Source organism: Phytohabitans sp. LZ39 (assembly GCF_059359075.1).
In genome coordinates, this window is sequence record NZ_JCADBM010000009.1 from 24,275 (window position 1) to 40,500 (window position 16,226).

Sequence of the window (16,226 nt, forward strand, 5' to 3'; positions counted from 1 at the left end):
GAGCATTCCTTACTGGAAGGCTTCTTGCCAGTTGATTTGGATCACCCGGCGGCCCGTAACCTGGTCCTGTGTTCTGGCCGGACGGGCAGGCGCTGCCGAGGTTCGCCAGCCCCGCTGCCCTGGACGTGCTCGACCTCAGGGATGCGCCGGCGGCGGACGTGCTGCTCGCCACGACGGCACAGGGCGTGGTCAACCGCGACCTTCCCCAGATCTGGCTGGTGCGCGAGGCCGACGAGGGCAGCCACACCTGGCTCGACACCCTCGCCCTCCCGGCCACCCCGGTCGCGGGCGTGGACGACCTCGTGGCGCGGCACCGGCGGCAGATCCGCGGCGCGGTCCTCGCCGACCCCGCGGTGCCCGCGACGGTCAACGTGGCCACCACCCTGGCCGGCCTGGAGGACGCCGTCGTGGCCGGCCCCGACGCGGCCGACCGGCTCGGCCTGCCCATCCTGGCCGACCTCCGCGGGCGGTTCGACGAAGACCGGCAGGCGTACCGGTGGGCGGTCGACCGGCTGTGGCCGCGCACCACGCACCGGATGCTCGTGGGACTGAGCCCGGACGTTCCCGGCTTCCTGCGGGACTACGCCGTCGCCAACCGGGCGTTCGTGATCTGGACCCACGCGCGCGACCGCACGCTCCTCAAAGGACTTCTGGCCGACATGCCGCCGAACTCGCCCTACGTGGGCTGGTGGCCGAGCGGCGTGTCCGGCGAGAGCCGCGGCACCGAGCTCGCCTCCCGGCACGCCGTATACGTGGTGCCCGCCGACTTCGCGCACAACCTCACCGTCTTCGGCGGCGTGCGGTCTGCGCTGGCGGCGCCGCCGTCACCCGAGGTGCCACCGCTGGAAGACCGCGTGTACGTCACGTTCACGATGACCGACGGCGACAATCTCCAGTACTGCCAGCACGCGATGCGCCGGCTCTGGGACACGCCCGAGCGCGGGCGGGTGCCGCTCAACTGGACGGTCAGCCCGCTGCTCCGCGACGCCGCCCCCGCGATCCTGGCCTACTACCAGCGCACCGCCACCCCGAACGACCTGCTGGTGGCGGGGCCGTCCGGCGCCGGGTACGCGTATCCAGGCGTGTGGCCGGCCCGCCACCTGCCCGCCTTCACCCGGCAGACCGCCGAGTACTCGCTCGACCCCGGCCCACCGGTGGTCAACGTGCTCAACCGCGCGCGCCGCATCGACCGCGACATGTCACGGCGCCGGTTGGCCGCCTACGCGCGGGATGTGGCGCCGCTCGGCATCCTCCAGCACTGGACCTTCCGCCACCGCGTGAAGACGGTGTCGGGTCTCCCCGTCGCGACCGGCCGTCTCGTGTCCACTGTGGAGGAGTGCCGCCGGGTGCTCGCCCGCGCGGCCGGACCAGGCCCGCGCTTCGTGTCGATCGGCGTGCTCGCCTGGTCGATGACCCCGTCCGACGCCGCCACGCTGGCGTCCGAACTGGACGATCGGTACCGCGTGGTCCGCGCCGACCATTTCTTCCACCTCATCCGCCGGCGCGGAGCACCTCGCTGAGCCGCCGGCGGCGGCGTACGGCGGACTCGACCGGCACCACGACGGCGACCGCGGCAAGAAACGCGACAGCGACCAGGCTGACGCCCCACCACGGCACCGCCACCCCCGGGTCGTCGCCCGTGCCGGTGACCAGCCGCAGCGCCAGCGGCCCGAACGTCAGGTGGGCGAGCAGGATCCCGATCAGCGGCCCGCCGACCGCCGCGACCGCCACCGGTGGCAGCAGCTCTCCGGCGGCGACCCAGCGGGCCTCGCGTACCCGCAGGCCGAGCGTCCGCAGCCGGCTGAGGGTCTGCCACCGGTCGGGTGCGCCCGCGGCCGCGCCCAGCGCGAGCCCGAGCAGGCCCAAAGCCACCAGTGCCGCGGCCGAGATCTCGGCCAGCCGCAGGAGGCCGGCGGTGAGCGGCGCGGTGCGGCGTTCACGCAGCACGTCCGCGCGGAGCACGGCGGCATGCCCGGCCAGCGCCTGAGCCGTCCCGGGGCCGGTGACCCACACGGTGTTCGGCACCGCGGGCGCGCCGGCGGCGGTGAGGGCGGCGGCGTCCACGATGACGACGTCGGCGGCCGCACCGACGGCGGGTGCCGTGCCCACCGCCTTGAGCGTGATGGCCGGTGCGTCGTCCCTGGGCAGCCGCATCCGCATCCCGGTTCGCAGGCTGCCGTCGCCGGAACGCACCAGCGCGGGCACGTCGCCCTGAGCCGGCGGCGCTAGCTGGGCGAGGTCCGGGGCGTCCGGCAGTGGGGTGGTGGCCAGCAGCCGCTGGAACGCGGCGGCGTCCACGATCACCAGGCGTGGGGTCACGAGCGTCGCGTCGGTGGTGACCCGGGCGCCGTCGATGACCTGTGCCGCGACGGCCTGCCGGACGCCCGGCGCGGCGGCGACGCTTCGGGTCAGCGCGGCCACGTCGATTCCCGCGGCGGGGTTGACGTCCAGGCGGGCATCGGCGCCGACGGTGCGCCAGGCCCCGTCCGCCAGGCCCCGTTCGGCGGTGGCGTCGAGCGTGAGCGCGAAGGAGGCCAGCGCGGCGGCGGCGACCATCACCAGCAACGGCAGCGCGCGCGTTGACGTCGCGGCGGCGCGGGCGGTGCCGAAGACGGCCAGCGGGCGCCGCGAGCGCAGGGCCCGGCGCAGCGCGAGGCGCGTGCCGGCCGGCAGCAGCCACAGCAGGGCGAGCGTGCCGGAGATGGCGGCGAGGGCGGGTGCGCTCGACGGGAGCGCCGCACCGCCGCCGTCGCCACTCGGCGGAACGATCCCGCGCTGGTGCAGCGCGACAAGCGCGGCGACCGCGGCGATCACGACCGCGGCCTCCAGCGCGGCGCGGCGCAGCTGCCTGGTTTGCCGGATCCAGCGGCGCGCGGCCCGGTTGGCCGGAGCGCGCCGGTCGCGGGTGGACCGGGCGGCGTAGAGCGTGCCGAACCCCGGACCCGCCGCGGCCGCGGCGAGGGCCACCGGAACCGCCCACCACCAGGAGATGCCGGGCGTGACGGCGCGGGCCAGCGCGAGCCCGGCCGCGGCTGCCACCAGCGCGACGGCGGCGGACTCGATCAGCAGCTCGGCGCCGAGGTCGGCGAGGCCGACGCCGCGTTGCCGGGCGGCGGCCAGTGCCGGCAGGCGGCGGCGCATCAGCAGGTCCGCGGCGAGCAGCAGCACCAGTACCGCGCCGGCCAGGACACCGGTGAGCAGGACAGACGCCTGCGCGGACGCGGCGTCGACCCGGGTCCGCACCTCGCGTAGCACGAAGTCGAGCTGTGACTCCCACTTCAGGGACGTGTCGCCGACGTTCGAGGCGCCGGACGTGGCCTTGAGGGTGGCCAGCGCCGCGGTGATCGCCTGGGCGGAGTCCGAGTCGAGCGCGTCCGGGTCGGGGGAGAACCGGACGGTGCGGTCGAGCTCTTCCCGGTCGAACGCGAGCCGGGCGTCGGGCAGTGACTCGGGGGAGAGCAGGCCGCCGAGCCGGGTGGTGCCCACCCCGTCCGCGCCGGCCACCGGCCGCAGCAGCCAGGGCGCCAGCCGCCAGGTGGGGTCGGCGCTGTCCGTCGCCCGGAAGATGCCGCTCACCCGGACGTCCTTGACCCGCCGGTACTGGTCCACGAGCGGGATGCGGTCGCCGGGCCGCAGGCCGAGCGCTTCTGCGTCTACTTCGGACAGACCGACCTGTACCTGCCACGGCGGCCCGTTGTAGGGGACCGTGACGGCCCCGTCCACGGTGGACTCCGGTGGGCCGCCGGCGACCCAGGTGACCCGCGACGGGTCGCTGTACGGGCCGTGCTCGTCGACCAGGTAGGTGAGCCGGAACGTGCGCGGCAGGCTGCCGTCTGTGATTTTGAGGGTGGGGCCGTTGACCGTGGCGACGGGCGGGCGCAGCACGGCGGCCAGGGCGGGGTCGAGGTCCAGCTTCGCCCGGTCGCGGAAGTTGTCCATGTCCTCGGCCAGGCGCGGTGCGCGGACCCGCCCGCCGGGCCCGTCGTCGTACTCCCATCGGGCGTGGGCCAGGACGTCGGCGTCCCGGCCGGCCGCGCGGACCGCGTCGCGTACCGCGTCGTCGGCCGCGGCGCGCAGCAGCGGTGGCGTCGCGCCGGCGAGCAGCGCGACGACCACGACGACGGCGGCGGCCAGCAGCAGCGGCCCGGTGTCGGCGCGGGCCCGGCCCCGGACGCTGGGCCAGTGAATGGCGGGCGTCCGCGGCCGGATCACGACGCCACCCGCAGGTGCGCGGCGTCGGCCCGGCGCGCCTGCGACACGACCACGGCGGTCGCCGCGAGCGCGCACCCGGCCAGCAGCACGGCGATCAGGGCGGCCTCCGCGGCCCACGGCCAGGTGGGCACGACGGCCGGCACCGGTACGGCTCCGGTGTCGGAGCGGACCATGAGCGGTGCGACGATGCGGGTAGCGAGCGCGCCGACCGCGGCGCCGGCCAGCGTCAGGGGCAGCAGCACGCCGGCGTGCTGGCCGAGCAGGACGGCGCGGATCTCTCGCCGGTACATGCCCAGGCCGCGCAGCCGCGCCACCTCCACGGCACGTACCCGCAGGTCGAACGTCAGGTGCAGGATCGCGCCGGCGAACAGCAGCAGAGCCGTCGCGGGCACGAGCAGCCGCAGTGCCGCCGGGAGCCCGGCGCGGGGCGGGCTGCCGATGAGCCGCGCGGTCTCGCCGGCCCGCGATGCGCCGCCACCGGCGCCGGCGACGGGGTTTCCGACCCACCAGGCGTCGACCGGGTACTCCAGGTCGCCGCTGACCACCAGCGCGCGGGAAAGCGTGTCCACGTCGGCCAGGATCGCGGCCGCGCCCGGGGCGGACGGGACCGTCGGCACCACCTCGGCCACCCTGATCGACACCGGCGTGGTGCCGATCGGGACGCTGAGTTCGGTTCCTTTGTGGACACCGAGGTCGCCGGCGAGGCGGCTGGAGACGGCGACCGGCACCGGCCCGGGATCGGCAAAGGCGGTCGCGACGAGCGTGCGGGCCGCGCCCTCCGGTCCCGCCGGCTGCACCGTCGCCGTCATCTTCAGCCGCGTGCCGGTGACCACGATCGCCGGATCGGTGAGCCGCGCGGGTGAGGGCGGTGGGGAGGTGGCCGTCCAGGGTGAGCCCGCCGCCCCCGGCACGGTGAGCGTGATCGCGATGTCACCGCTGGCCTCCGCGGGCGAGACCGGCAAGGCGACGCCGACCAGCCGCAGGCCGTCGACCGGTGCGCAGTCGGCCAGCCGGTGTGTGGTGCCGTCGAGGAGGATCGGCTCACCCTCGCAGGTGGTCCGCAGTCCCGTGGCGTCCTGCATCAGCAGCCGAGGGGTAACGACGATCCCGGCGCCGCCCGTCCCGGTGATCGTGAGCGCGTCGCCGGCCGGGACGGCGATGCCCTCGACGCGGGTGGGAGGCGCGAGCGCGGCACCGACGTCCGCCCAGGTCCGGTCGCCGTCCAGCCGTCCGCGCAGCAGCGATCCGGCCCGCGCCGCGTTGACGGCGACAAGTCGCGGCGGGTCGCCGGCGCTGCCGATCCACTGCCCGACGGCGATACCACGGTCGGTCGCCGGGCTGACCGTGCCACCGGTCGCCGCGATGACGGCCGCACCGTCGCCCGGGCCCGGCGCGGCGGCGAGGGTGAGCGCGAGGTCGGTGCCGACCGACAGGTCCGCCTGGTCGTGCTGCGAACGTTCCCACGTCGCGTCGAGCGCCACCCCGAACGTGCCGGCCGCGCAGGCGAGGCCGATCAGCAGGCCGGCGGCCATCGCGTGGTAACGGCGCGCGGCCTCGAACGCGGCCAGTGGAAACGCCAGCCCGCGGGCCCTGCGCGCCAGCCGGTCCAGGCCGTGCAGGGCGGGCGGCGCCACCCGCAGCGCCAGCGCGGCACCGGCGGTGAGCAGGAGCGCGGGCGCGACCACGCGGACGGCGTCGGCGCGCGTGCCGGAGCCGGTCGGCTGGCTGTTCAGCTGCCACCAACCCACGGCGGCGAACGCCACGAGCAGCAGGTCGGCACCGGATCGGGCGAGCAGCTCGCGCCGGCCGCGGCGCTCACCCGGCCCGGGGGAGCGCCGGATCGCGAGGACGACGAGCACCGCCGCGAGCGCCACCGCCCCGGCGGCGACCGCGAGCACCTGCGTGCCGTCGACGCCCGGTCCGGTGGTGAGCCCGGCGCCGGCCAGCGGCGACAGGTGGGTCAGACCGGCGTGCAGGGCCGACGACGCGGGTATCGCGATCGCCACGGCGAGCAGGGCGAGCGCGATGCCCTCGACGGTCGCGGCGGCGGCGAGCTGGCCGCCGCTGACGCCCAGCGCGGACAGTAGCGCGGTCTCCCCGGTACGCACGCCGGCGGTGAGCCGGCCGGCCAGCGCGAGGGCGGCCGCGGTCAGCACGCAGCCGAGCACCGCGATCGCGAGCACCGCGGCGGCGGTAACCCGCTGCTGGTCGCGAGCGTTTCGCAGGGTCAGCGGCAGCGCGGACTCGACGCGCTGGATCCGCACCCGGTCGCCGAGGGCGGCGTCCAGCCGCCGGTCCGCGCCGGACATGTTGGCGGCGACGGCGTCCAGGTCGCGGCGAGCGGCGTGGGACAGGTCCGGCCGCGCCGTGACCTCCAGCCGGCCGATGAGCGAGCCGCTGGCCCACAGGTCGGCGAGGTCGACGAGAAACGGCCCGTACGCGTGGACGGGCTGCGGGTTCTGGCCCTGGAAGGCGAAGTCGTAGCCGGCACCGACGAGCGGGTCCCGCTCCCAGCCGGTACCCGGCAATGGCCGGACGACGCCGACGACGGTGACGTCGAGCGCGGGGGCCGGGTCGACGGCCAGCTCCTCGCCGAGGTGGACGCGGCTGCCGGGGGTGAGCCTGAGCGTCCGCGCCGTGGACTCGAGGACGACAGTTTCCAGCGGCGCCATGCCGGGCCGCGGCCAGCGGCCGGCCACCAGCCGTGCGCGGGCCGGAAGGTCGTCCAGGCCCGAGAGGTACGTCTCGGCCATCTCGCCGCCCGAGGGCAGGGACCGCATCACCGACGACGCGCGCATCGCCGTCGTCGCAGGAAACGGCGCGAGCGCCGAGGTCAGCACGGCGCGCGTGTCGGCGGCAACGGAGGCCGCGTCGGAGGCGCGGACGGTGACCGTGAAAGCGGTGGCCTTGACCTCGTCGGGGGCCGCGCGGGCCGCCACGACCTCGAGGGCCCGCTCGCCGGTGCGGGTGACCAGCAGGGCACAGGTGCCGAGCAGCGTGGCGCCGATCGTGACGACCGCCAGGAGGGCGGCCAGCAGCGGCCATTGCGCGCGGGCGCGGCGGGCCAGCAGCCTCAGCACGAGCTGCCGCTCACGGCTCGACCTGGCCGTCGTGTATCCGCATCACCCGGTCGGCCAGCTCCATCATCACCGGGTCGTGTGTGGACACCAGCACCGTGACGCCCTCGGATTCCACCACCCCGCGTAGCAGCGCCATCACCGACAGGCCCGTCTCGGCGTCCAACTGCCCAGTGGGCTCGTCCGCGATCAGCAGCCGCGGCGAGGCGGCCAGCGCGCGGGCGATCGCCACCCGCTGCTGCTGTCCGCCGGACAGCTCGTCCGGCCGCTGCTCGGCGTGGTCGGCCAGGCCGACAAGCTCCAGCAACAGCGCCACCCGCCGCTCACGCTCTTGCGTCGGCACCCGGGCGAGGCGCAACGGGACGCCGACGTTCTCCGCCGCCGACATCACCGGGATCAGCCCGAAGGTCTGGAACACGTAGGAGACCTTCGCCCGCCGCAGCCGGGACAGGCCGTCCTCGTCGAGCGCGGTGACCTCGGTGCCGTCGACCACGACGCTTCCCGCGTCCGGGCGGTCGAGGCCGCCGATGACGTTCAACAGGGTGGTCTTGCCGGAGCCGGAGCGCCCGACGAGGGCGACCATCGTGCCGGCCGTGACGTCGAAGGAGACGTCCCGCAACGCGTGCACGGACGTCGGCCCCGAGCCGAAACGCCGGTGCACACCGCGCACCGCGACGAGCGCGTCCGTCACGCGTCGCCGCCGGTGTCCGGGCGGATCTCGACGCGGTCGGCCTCCAGCGCCAACCGCACCCGCCTGGTCAGCGCCAGCGCCTCGCGGTAGTCGCGCGGCACCTGCACCCGCCCGGCCCTGTCCATCACCGCGTACTCCTCCGCGATCACGTGCGTGCCGCCGTCCTCGCGCGTGGCGGTGCGGCGCAGCACCTCGCTGCTGGTGCGCCCGTCCCGGATCGCCACGGTGCGCTCGACCTGGCCGCTGACGGCGGGGTCGTGGGTCACGACGACGACCGTGACGGCGAACTGGCGGTTGACGGTGCGCAGCGCCTCGAAGACCTCGGCCGACGTGGCCGCGTCGAGCTCGCCGGTCGGCTCGTCCGCCAGTAGTACGCGGGGCCGGTTGGCGAGCGCCACCGCGATCGCGACGCGCATCTGCTCGCCGCCGGACAGCTGGGCGGGGCGCCGGTCGGCGCAGCTCGCGACGCCGAGCGCCGCCAGCAGCTCGCCGGCGCGCTCGCGGCGGTCGCGGGCCGGTACGCGGGCGGCCGTCATCGGCAGGTCGACCATCTGGCGCGCGGTCAGGTACGGCACGAGGTTGCTCGCCGTCTGCTGCCGTACGAAACCGACCGTGTGCCGCCGGTAGTGCACGCGATCGGCCCGCGACATCGCCAGCAGGTTCCACCGGTCGACGCGCGCCCGCCCGGCGGTGGGCGCGTCGATCCCGGCGAGGATGGAGAGCAACGTCGACTTGCCCGAACCGGACGCCCCGACGACGGCGATCATCTCGCCGCGGTCGACGACCAGGTCCAGCCCTTGCAGCGCCTGCACCTCGACCGATCCGGTCTGGTAGATGCGGACAAGGCTCTCGCAGGCGATCATCGAGTGCGATCCTCGCGGCCGGGGTCGGCGGCGTCAATACGGGACCTCACACCTTGCCCGGCTGCCTCGTCGGGAAGGGTATGAACACCGCTTCCTGGATCATCGCCGGTCTGCTCGCTGTCGCCTTCCTGGCCAGCGGCGCCGCCAAGCTGGTCCTGCCCAAGGAGAAGCTGGCCACACTCCCCGGCGGGGCGTGGACCGAGGACTTCAGCGCCGGCGCCATCAAAGCGATCGGAACCGTGGAGGTACTCGCCGCCGCCGGCCTGGTCCTGCCCGCCGCGCTCGACGTCGCGCCCGTCCTGATGCCGCTGGCCGCCCTGGGCGTGGTGCTGCTGATGGTCGGCGCGATGATCACCCACCTGCGCCGCCACGAGTCGAGGGTGATCGCGGCCAATCTCGCCTATCTCGCCCTGGCCGGCTTCGTCGCCTGCGCCCGTTTCCTGGGCTGAAAAGCCGGGGCGATGTCACGCGCGCGGGGGGTGCGTCGTCTCCCATTGCGTGGACGACATGTTCGAAGAGCACCAGCCGCATCTGATGCGGGTGGCCTACCACCTGATGGGTACGGTCAGCGAGGCCGAGGACGCGGTGCAGGAGGCGTACCTGCGCCTCGTCCGCACCGGCGCCGAGGTCGACGATCCGCGGTCCTGGCTGACCACCACCGTGACGAGGATCTGCCTGGACCAGCTCACCTCGGCCCGGGCCCGCCGGGAGCGGTACGTCGGGCCGTGGCTGCCGGAGCCTGTCGTGGCCCCGGCGCCGGCGCTCGGCCCGGAAGACCGGCTCACCCTCGACGACTCGGTCAGCCTCGCCATGCTCGTGGTGCTGGAGTCGCTCAGCCCGGCCGAGCGGATCGTCTTCGTCCTGCACGAGGCGTTCGGGTTCGCGCACGCCGAGATCGCGGGCATCGTTGGCCGGCAGGAGACGGCGTGCCGGCAGCTGCTGGCCCGCGCGCGGCGGCACGTAGACGAGCGCGCCCCGCGCTTCACCCCGGACCGCGACGAGCACCGCACCGCGGTCACCGCGTTCCTGCGCGCGGCCGCGGACGGCGATCTCGACGCGCTGGCCGGCGTGCTCGACCCGCGGGTGGTCCTGCGCTCCGACGGCGGCGGCCAGGTCACCTCGGCGCGCCGCCCGGTGAGCGGAGCCCGCGACGTCGCGAGGCTGCTGCTCGGCCTGGCCGCCCGCGACCGCACGGACTGGCGGATGACGCCGGTCAACGGCATGCCGGGCGCGGTGTTCAGCCGCGCCGGCCGGGTGGTCGGGGTGATGGCGTTCACCGTCTTCGCCGGCCGGATCACCGAGATCGACTTCGTGCTCAACCCGGAGAAGCTGCGCCACCTGGGGGCCGTCCGCCATGACTGACCTCGCGTTCACCCGTACCGGCCGGGGCGAGCCGCTGGTGCTCGTACACGGCATCGGCGGCTCGAAGGCCACCTGGCAGCCGGTCGTCGTCCACCTCGCCGAGCGGTTCGACGTCATCGCCGTCGACCTACCCGGGTTCGGCGACTCCCCGGAGCTGCCGGCCACCGTAGAGCCGACGCCGGCCGCGCTCGCCGCGGCGCTCCTGGAGTTTCTCGACCGGCTCGGCGTGGGGCCGTTTCACATCGCCGGCAACTCGCTCGGCGGCTGGGTGGTCCTGGAGCTGGCCCGGATCCGCGAGGTGCGCACCGTCACCCTGCTCTCCCCGGCCGGGCTGTGGCGCGGCGGCGCCCCGCTGTACTGCCGGATCAGCCTCGGCGCAAGCCGGTGGATGGCGCGCCGGGCCACCCGCCTGCTGCTGTGGGCGGTCGCGACCGCGGTCGGGCGGACGGTCACTCTCGCGCAGACCCACGGCCGGCCGTGGGCGATGAGCGCCGACTACGCCCGCACCTCGGTGCGCGCGCTGGCGAAGTGCACCGGCTTCGAGGCGACGATGCGCGCCACCAACACGCGGCGGTTCCTCGACGGCACCGGCATCGCCGCACCCATGACGCTCGCGTTCGGCAGCCGCGACATGATCCTGCTGCCGCGCCAGTCCCGGCACCTCGACCAGCTACCCGGCACCGTGCGGATCGACGCGCTGCCGCGCTGCGGCCACGTACCGATGGCCGATGACCCGCCGGTCGTCGCCGGCGTGATCACACGCGGCACCCAGGCGGGTTTCGAGGCGACGCGGTAACTTGTCCGGCGTCGAGCAGTCCCCTATGGAGCGGCTGAAGCTGGCTGTGCTCTCCGCGTGCAGCTCCGGCGCCATGGCCGCGCCCAGCACGCTGCGCGACCTGGGCCTGGGCGACGCCGCCGACCAGGTCGACCTGGCCGACGGGGCGGACCCGGGCGCTCCGGTGGGCCTGGCCCGGGGGATGGTCGAGGAGCTGGGCGTCGCGGTGCTCGCGATGCGCTATCCCATCGCCGACGGGTTCGCGGTGGGATCCGGTTCCCATGCGCGAGGCGATCCGCCGCGCGGCCGAAGGCGAACGCGGTGACGACCTCACCGCCGGCCTCGACGAAGCGAGTGCGGAGATCCTGCGCGCCTTCCTCGAAGCCCAGTCCGACGATCGCTAGCCGGCAGATTTCCACGTCCGCGTCACCTGCGGACCGTTTCTTGGGGTGCTTTCCCGCGGGCATCGCTCCCGGCCGGCGGCTCGGCCCCGCCTGGCCGGCCGCGGTCAGGGGCAGATCGGCGTGGATGACTGGTTCGCGGGGAGGTAGACGGAACGCTCGCGCGGGGTGAGGTCGCGGTTGGCCATCCGGCAAATCTTGTCGATGGCGGCGGCGACGGTGGGCATCCCGACCTCCCAGAGCTTCACCTCGCCCATCCAGCTGCCCGAGGCGAGAGTGCGCCCGTCGGGGCTGAACGACAGGGACAGCACATTGGCGAAATGGCCGACGAGGACGTCGCGGACCAGCCCGGTGGCCACATCCCACAGCCGGACGGTGCGGTCGTAACCGCCACTGGCCAAGGTGCGGCCGTCTGGGCTGAACGCGACCGTCATCACCTGCTGGGTGTGGTCGGTGAGAGTCAGGCGGGCCTGTCCACTTGCGACATCCCACATGCGCACGCCGTCCCAACTGCCGCTGGCGAGGGTCTTGCCGTCGGGGCTGAACGCCACCGCGTCGACGGCGCTAACGTGGCCGGTGAGCGTGCGGTACCGCCTGCTGGCCAGGTCCCACAGCCGGACCGTGCGATCGCCGCTGCCGGTGGCAAGGGTGCGGCCGTCCGGACTGAACGCCAGCGATATCACGCCGTCGGCGTGGCCAGGCAGCGTGGCACGCAGATGCCCGGTGGTGGCCTCCCACAGCCGGACGGTCTTGTCCGCGCCACCAGTCGCCACGGTGCGGCCGTCTCGACTGAAGGCCACCGACCACACCTCGTCGGTGTGGCCGCGGAGGGCGGCGCGTGTGCGCCTACTCGGCAGGTCCCACAACCGCCCGGTGCCGTCGAGGCTCACCGTGGCCAGCGTCTTTCCGTCCGGGCTGAACGCCACCTCCGGGACCCAGCCGGTGTGTCCGGCCAGCGTGGCCCGCGGTGGTCCACCGGTCGGGGCCCACAGCTGGGCGTTGCCGTCCGTGCTGCCGGTGACGAGGGTGTGCCCGTCCGGGCCGATCTGCACCGTCCCCATGTTGGTCTCGCCGATGGTGAAGCTGACGCGAGGCTGGCCGACGGTCAGGTCCCAGAGCCTGGTGCCGTTGAGGCTGGCGGCGGCGATCATGCGCCCGTCGGGGCTGAATGCCGCCACGCCGGTGCCGGTGCCGGGTAGCGTGCCCCGCGGCTCTCCGGTGGCCACCTCCCACAGCCGGGGCCTGCCGTCGCTGCCGCTCGTTGCCAATATCCGGCCGTCCGGGCTGAAGTCCGTGACGTTTACGTCGGCGGTGTGGCCGGTGAGAGTGGAGCGCGGTCGCAGCGTGGCGACATCCCACAGGAGGGCCGTGTGGTCAAAGCTCCCGGTGGCCAGAGTGCGCCCGTCCGGGCTGAACGCCACCGCCCGCACCCCGGCGGTGTGGCCGTGGAGAGTGGCTCGCGGTCGCCGGCTGGTCAGATCCCACAGACGCACCGTGCGGTCTTCGCTGGAGGTGGCCAACGTGCGTCCGTCTGGGCTGAACGCGACGTTCCACACGTGGTCGCTGTGGCCGGCGAAGGTGGCGCGCGGTCGCCCGGTGGCGACGTCCCACAGTCGCACGTTCGGGTTGTTGCTGCTGGCGGCGAGGGTGCGCCCATCTGGACTGAACACGATCGTGTACACGTCAAGGGCGTCGGCGCGCAGAGTGGCGCGGGACCGCGTGCTGGCCAAATCCCATAGCCGCAGGGTGCCGTCTGCGCTGGCCGTGGCCAAAGTGCGACCATCCGGGCTGAACTCCACTGTCCACACCGCTTCGGTGTGACCTTCGAGAGTGGCCCGCTCCCGCTTCCCGGCCAGGTCCCACAGCCGTGCCGTGCGGTCTTCGCCGGCTGTGGCCAGGGTGCTGCCGTCCGGGCTGAACGCCATCCACGGCACGCCCGCGGTGTGGCCGGTCAGCGTGGCGCGGAGTTGCCCGTCGGGCATGCTCCACAGCCGGACGGTGCCGTCGGCGGCGGCGCTGGCCAGGAGGTGCCCGTCCCGGCTGAATGCCACGGACCCCTGTGCGTCGACGTCTGCGTCGGTGCTCAGCAGCCGCAGGAGCGGGGAGGCCTCCGCGCTGTAGATGCTGCCGAGGGCCTCCTTGGTCGGACTCGTCCGGTAGGCCTGGACGGCCAGCAGTCCCGCCAGCTCGGGGTTGGAGCTGAAAAGGGCGGTGGACTGGGCGGCGAGCTGGCGGGACAGGGCCACCTCTTGTGCGGTGAGGGCGCTCTGCCGCTGCCGCAACGCGAGCCCCGTCGCGCCGAGGGCCACGACGAGCAGGGCGGCCAGCACCGCGGCCAGGATGCGGATGCGGCGGATCCCGATTCGTTGGTATCGCCGGCTGGCGGTCAGGAGGCTGGCGATGTGTGCCGGCAGCCGGCGCTGTCGCGACCAGTCGACGCCTTCGGCCAGGTCGCTGCCGTGCAGCAGATCGCCGGCCTCATGGTGGTCGGCCCAGCGGGTGTGCCGCTCCTCCGCGCGGCGCAGCCAGTCGTGGAAGCGATGGTCCTGGGCGACCCACTCACGCAGGGTGGCCCAGTCTCGGATGAGCGCCTCGTGGACGAGCTCGGCGACCGGGACGGCATCGGCGCCGTCCGGTCGCCCAGCCGTACGGGTTACCACGATGCGGTGATCGGTCAACACGGTCAGGACCTCGTCGACGCCGTGCTCGGACGGCTCGCCGCCGGCCGGGGCCGCGGTGCCGGCCAACTGGCGCAGCGCCGCTACGGACTTTTGCTGCCGGACCGCGGGGATGTGGTGGACGGTGTCGGCGGGGCGGACCAGCGCCGTGAGGATCCGCCGGGCGATCGCCCGCCGCCCGGTCGGCATCTCCGCGATGGCGCTGTCGCACCAGGTGGTCAGGGCCCCGGCGATGCCACCGATCCGCTGGTACGCCTCGTGCGTCAGGGCACCCTCGTGGCGGCGCTGCCACAGCTGCTGGAGGGTGAGCTCCAGCAGCGGAAGCATCGTGACCGGGGCGTGGCGTGCCGGCTCGGCGTGGAGGTCGGCGGCCAGCACGTCCGTGATGATCCGCTCGGGCAGACCCTCCTGGCAGTCGAGGCCCACGGCCTCGGCCGGCCTCGTGATGATGTCGCGCAGGTCCTGGACGTTGAGGTTTGCCGACACGTTGCACAGGCCTGGGCTCAGGGCCAGCAGCAACGCCGGCGCGTGCGAGGCCAGCCGGGGGTAGAAGTCGTCGCGCAGGGCCAGGACCACGCTCAGCCCGGGGGTGCCGATCGCGGCCGCCAACGCGTCGATCGCCCGCTGGTGGCTTGGGTCTTCCTCGTTGGCGACCGCCGGCGTCAACAACTCCTCGAACTGGTCGACGACCAGCAGGACACGGGAAGCGGACGGCTCGCCGGCCAGCCGGTCCGCGACCGCCGCACCGATCGGTCGGCTCTCCACGTCGTCGAGCCCCGCGCGGCGCAGCTCGGCCAGCAGATCTTTGCCGGGCCGGACCAGCGTCCTGATCCACCGGTCGCTGCCGGGCAATTGGCCCGCCGCCAGCGCGGGCAGGACACCCGCCTGGAGCACCGAGGACTTGCCGGCCCCGGACGGGCCGAGCAGCAGGACGCCGCGCGGGTGGGCGGCCAGCGCGGCCAACACGTCGTGCACCGCCGCGTCGCGCCCGTGAAACCACTCGCTGTGCTCGGCGGTGAACGACTCAAGCCCTCGATACGGGCACACGTCGGTGCGGACGGTGCGGCGCCGCCCGGCCCGCAGCGCGGCCAACTCGCGCACCATTCGCGCATGCGATTCACGCCATGGTCGTAGATCGGGCTCGCCGGTCGCACCGGCGTGCAAAGCGCAGGCCCGGACGAATGCCTCTACGAACTCCCAAGGAGCCGCCGAGCGACCGGTCAGCTTGTCATGAATGGTCCCTCGCGTGTACGGCAAACCGACTTTATCGGTAAGTCTCACCAGATCGCGCACCGAGGGTCCGCCGGAATTGATCTGCAACTCGCGTAATCGCTCGGCGAAATCCTGCACGGGATCAGCGTGGCTCGCCACCTCGCCAGCACCGTGGGCGTCCATCTGCCGACCCCTCTCAGGTCAGGCCAGCCGCGCCGCGCTGTCCGCGAGTCGTCCGGGAACATCGCCGGACACCACATCGGACAGATGTCATGGGAGCCGCAAGCCCGATCCAGGATGTGCGATTCATCCTGCCAGGCCCGCGCTTATCGCGGTAGTCGCCGATTGGGCTGCGAAAGCAATTAGTGACCTCCTTCCACATTGCCTTCGAGGAGACCGCGATGAACCCCGACGTGATCACATTTGGTGGAGATCCCGAGCCATCGTCCACCTCGCCGACCAGGCGCCGAATGCGAAAGCTCGCCGAGAAGGCGACGCTCGTCGTGGCGACCGGCGCGGTCCTGCTGGCCGTCCACACGACCGGCGGCGACCGATCGCCGGAGGCCCAGCCGGCGGGGCCCGCCCTGCCCCCGCCGTCCGCCGAGACGATCTCGCCGGTACACCTCCAGCTTGTCGTGCCCGAGTCGGCGGCACCGGGCGAGCGGCTGACCGTGCTGGCGTTTCGCAACCGCCGGCTGTGCGGTGCGGCGGAGCTGCGCTTCGACGGCGCCCCGACGGCGCACAAGCTTCTCCGGTACGCGGCTCCGGCCAACCAGGACCACGCGCAGATCTTCATGGCGATGGACGTGCCCAGGTCCGCCAAGCCAGGTAGCCACGAAATCGCGCTGTACGGGCCGAAGCCGGGGGGCTCGGGTCCCATCTGCGGCGACGTCGCCGAGCATCAGGGCCGCCTCGCCACGGCCACCATCTCGGTCGACCGGTGAGCCGGCCTGGG

12 protein-coding genes are annotated in these 16,226 nt (G+C 74.3%); 7 read left to right on the forward strand and 5 right to left on the reverse strand.

Annotated features, from left to right (window positions below):
- Positions 1 to 68 precede the first annotated feature (68 nt).
- Entirely contained in the window at positions 69 to 1,520 is a 1,452-nt protein-coding gene (locus tag AC5L36_RS18680; protein ID WP_441217780.1) for a hypothetical protein, read from the forward strand.
- Here the strand turns inward: AC5L36_RS18680 and AC5L36_RS18685 are convergent.
- From AC5L36_RS18685 to AC5L36_RS18700, 4 genes are read right to left on the reverse strand one after another with little or no spacing between them, the layout of a single operon-like run.
- Positions 1,492 to 4,212, reverse strand: a complete 2,721-nt coding sequence (locus AC5L36_RS18685) for an FtsX-like permease family protein (RefSeq protein WP_441217782.1) — start codon at positions 4,210 to 4,212, stop codon at positions 1,492 to 1,494. The two genes, AC5L36_RS18680 and AC5L36_RS18685, sit on opposite strands and share 29 nt — an antisense overlap.
- Positions 4,209 to 7,292, reverse strand: a complete 3,084-nt coding sequence (locus AC5L36_RS18690) for an FtsX-like permease family protein (protein WP_441217784.1) — start codon at positions 7,290 to 7,292, stop codon at positions 4,209 to 4,211. The genes AC5L36_RS18685 and AC5L36_RS18690 overlap by 4 nt, the downstream gene beginning before the upstream one ends.
- A gap of 10 nt (positions 7,293 to 7,302) precedes the next feature.
- A complete protein-coding gene (locus AC5L36_RS18695) occupies positions 7,303 to 7,980 on the reverse strand; it encodes an ABC transporter ATP-binding protein (RefSeq protein ID WP_441217786.1) in 678 nt (225 codons plus the stop codon).
- Positions 7,977 to 8,843: an ABC transporter ATP-binding protein gene (locus AC5L36_RS18700; protein ID WP_441217788.1), complete on the reverse strand. Its 867-nt coding sequence runs from the start codon at positions 8,841 to 8,843 to the stop codon at positions 7,977 to 7,979. Before AC5L36_RS18700 ends, AC5L36_RS18695 begins: the two co-directional genes overlap by 4 nt.
- An 80-nt stretch (positions 8,844 to 8,923) precedes the next feature.
- Here AC5L36_RS18700 and AC5L36_RS18705 point away from each other — a divergent pair, with 80 nt between their 5' ends.
- The 5 genes from AC5L36_RS18705 to AC5L36_RS18725 are packed head-to-tail and all read left to right on the forward strand — an operon-like array spanning position 8,924 to position 11,384.
- A complete protein-coding gene (locus AC5L36_RS18705) occupies positions 8,924 to 9,292 on the forward strand; it encodes a DoxX family protein (RefSeq protein ID WP_441217790.1) in 369 nt (122 codons plus the stop codon).
- A gap of 58 nt (positions 9,293 to 9,350) precedes the next feature.
- Entirely contained in the window at positions 9,351 to 10,205 is an 855-nt protein-coding gene (sigJ, locus tag AC5L36_RS18710) for an RNA polymerase sigma factor SigJ (RefSeq protein ID WP_441217792.1), read from the forward strand.
- Entirely contained in the window at positions 10,198 to 11,001 is an 804-nt protein-coding gene (locus AC5L36_RS18715) for an alpha/beta fold hydrolase (protein WP_441217794.1), read from the forward strand. The genes sigJ and AC5L36_RS18715 overlap by 8 nt, the downstream gene beginning before the upstream one ends.
- 25 nt (positions 11,002 to 11,026) lie before the next feature.
- Positions 11,027 to 11,305, forward strand: coding sequence for a hypothetical protein (locus AC5L36_RS18720; protein WP_441217796.1), 279 nt, complete (start codon positions 11,027 to 11,029; stop codon positions 11,303 to 11,305).
- Positions 11,262 to 11,384 (forward strand): hypothetical protein, encoded by a 123-nt coding sequence (locus AC5L36_RS18725; RefSeq protein ID WP_441217798.1) that lies wholly within the window; start codon positions 11,262 to 11,264, stop codon positions 11,382 to 11,384. The genes AC5L36_RS18720 and AC5L36_RS18725 overlap by 44 nt, the downstream gene beginning before the upstream one ends.
- Positions 11,385 to 11,488: 104 nt before the next feature.
- Here the strand turns inward: AC5L36_RS18725 and AC5L36_RS18730 are convergent, their stop codons facing one another.
- Complete coding sequence (locus tag AC5L36_RS18730) at positions 11,489 to 15,163, reverse strand: nSTAND1 domain-containing NTPase (protein WP_441217800.1); 3,675 nt, start codon at positions 15,161 to 15,163, stop codon at positions 11,489 to 11,491.
- Between the two features lie 578 nt (positions 15,164 to 15,741).
- Here AC5L36_RS18730 and AC5L36_RS18735 point away from each other — a divergent pair.
- Positions 15,742 to 16,215 (forward strand): hypothetical protein, encoded by a 474-nt coding sequence (locus tag AC5L36_RS18735; protein ID WP_441217801.1) that lies wholly within the window; start codon positions 15,742 to 15,744, stop codon positions 16,213 to 16,215.
- Positions 16,216 to 16,226: the final 11 nt, after the last annotated feature.

What these genes read in the sequence shown, in the direction of transcription:
- AC5L36_RS18730 (WP_441217800.1), bottom strand. Translation starts at nt 15,163, where the DNA reads ATGGTGCGCGAGTTGGCCGCGCTGCGGGCCGGGCGGCGCCGCACCGTC.
- AC5L36_RS18700 (WP_441217788.1), bottom strand. Translation starts at nt 8,843, where the DNA reads ATGATCGCCTGCGAGAGCCTTGTCCGCATCTACCAGACCGGATCGGTC.
- sigJ (WP_441217792.1), top strand. Translation starts at nt 9,351, where the DNA reads ATGTTCGAAGAGCACCAGCCGCATCTGATGCGGGTGGCCTACCACCTG.
- AC5L36_RS18715 (WP_441217794.1), top strand. Translation starts at nt 10,198, where the DNA reads ATGACTGACCTCGCGTTCACCCGTACCGGCCGGGGCGAGCCGCTGGTG.
- AC5L36_RS18725 (WP_441217798.1), top strand. Translation starts at nt 11,262, where the DNA reads ATGCGCGAGGCGATCCGCCGCGCGGCCGAAGGCGAACGCGGTGACGAC.
- AC5L36_RS18705 (WP_441217790.1), top strand. Translation starts at nt 8,924, where the DNA reads ATGAACACCGCTTCCTGGATCATCGCCGGTCTGCTCGCTGTCGCCTTC.
- AC5L36_RS18735 (WP_441217801.1), top strand. Translation starts at nt 15,742, where the DNA reads ATGCGAAAGCTCGCCGAGAAGGCGACGCTCGTCGTGGCGACCGGCGCG.
- AC5L36_RS18720 (WP_441217796.1), top strand. Translation starts at nt 11,027, where the DNA reads ATGGAGCGGCTGAAGCTGGCTGTGCTCTCCGCGTGCAGCTCCGGCGCC.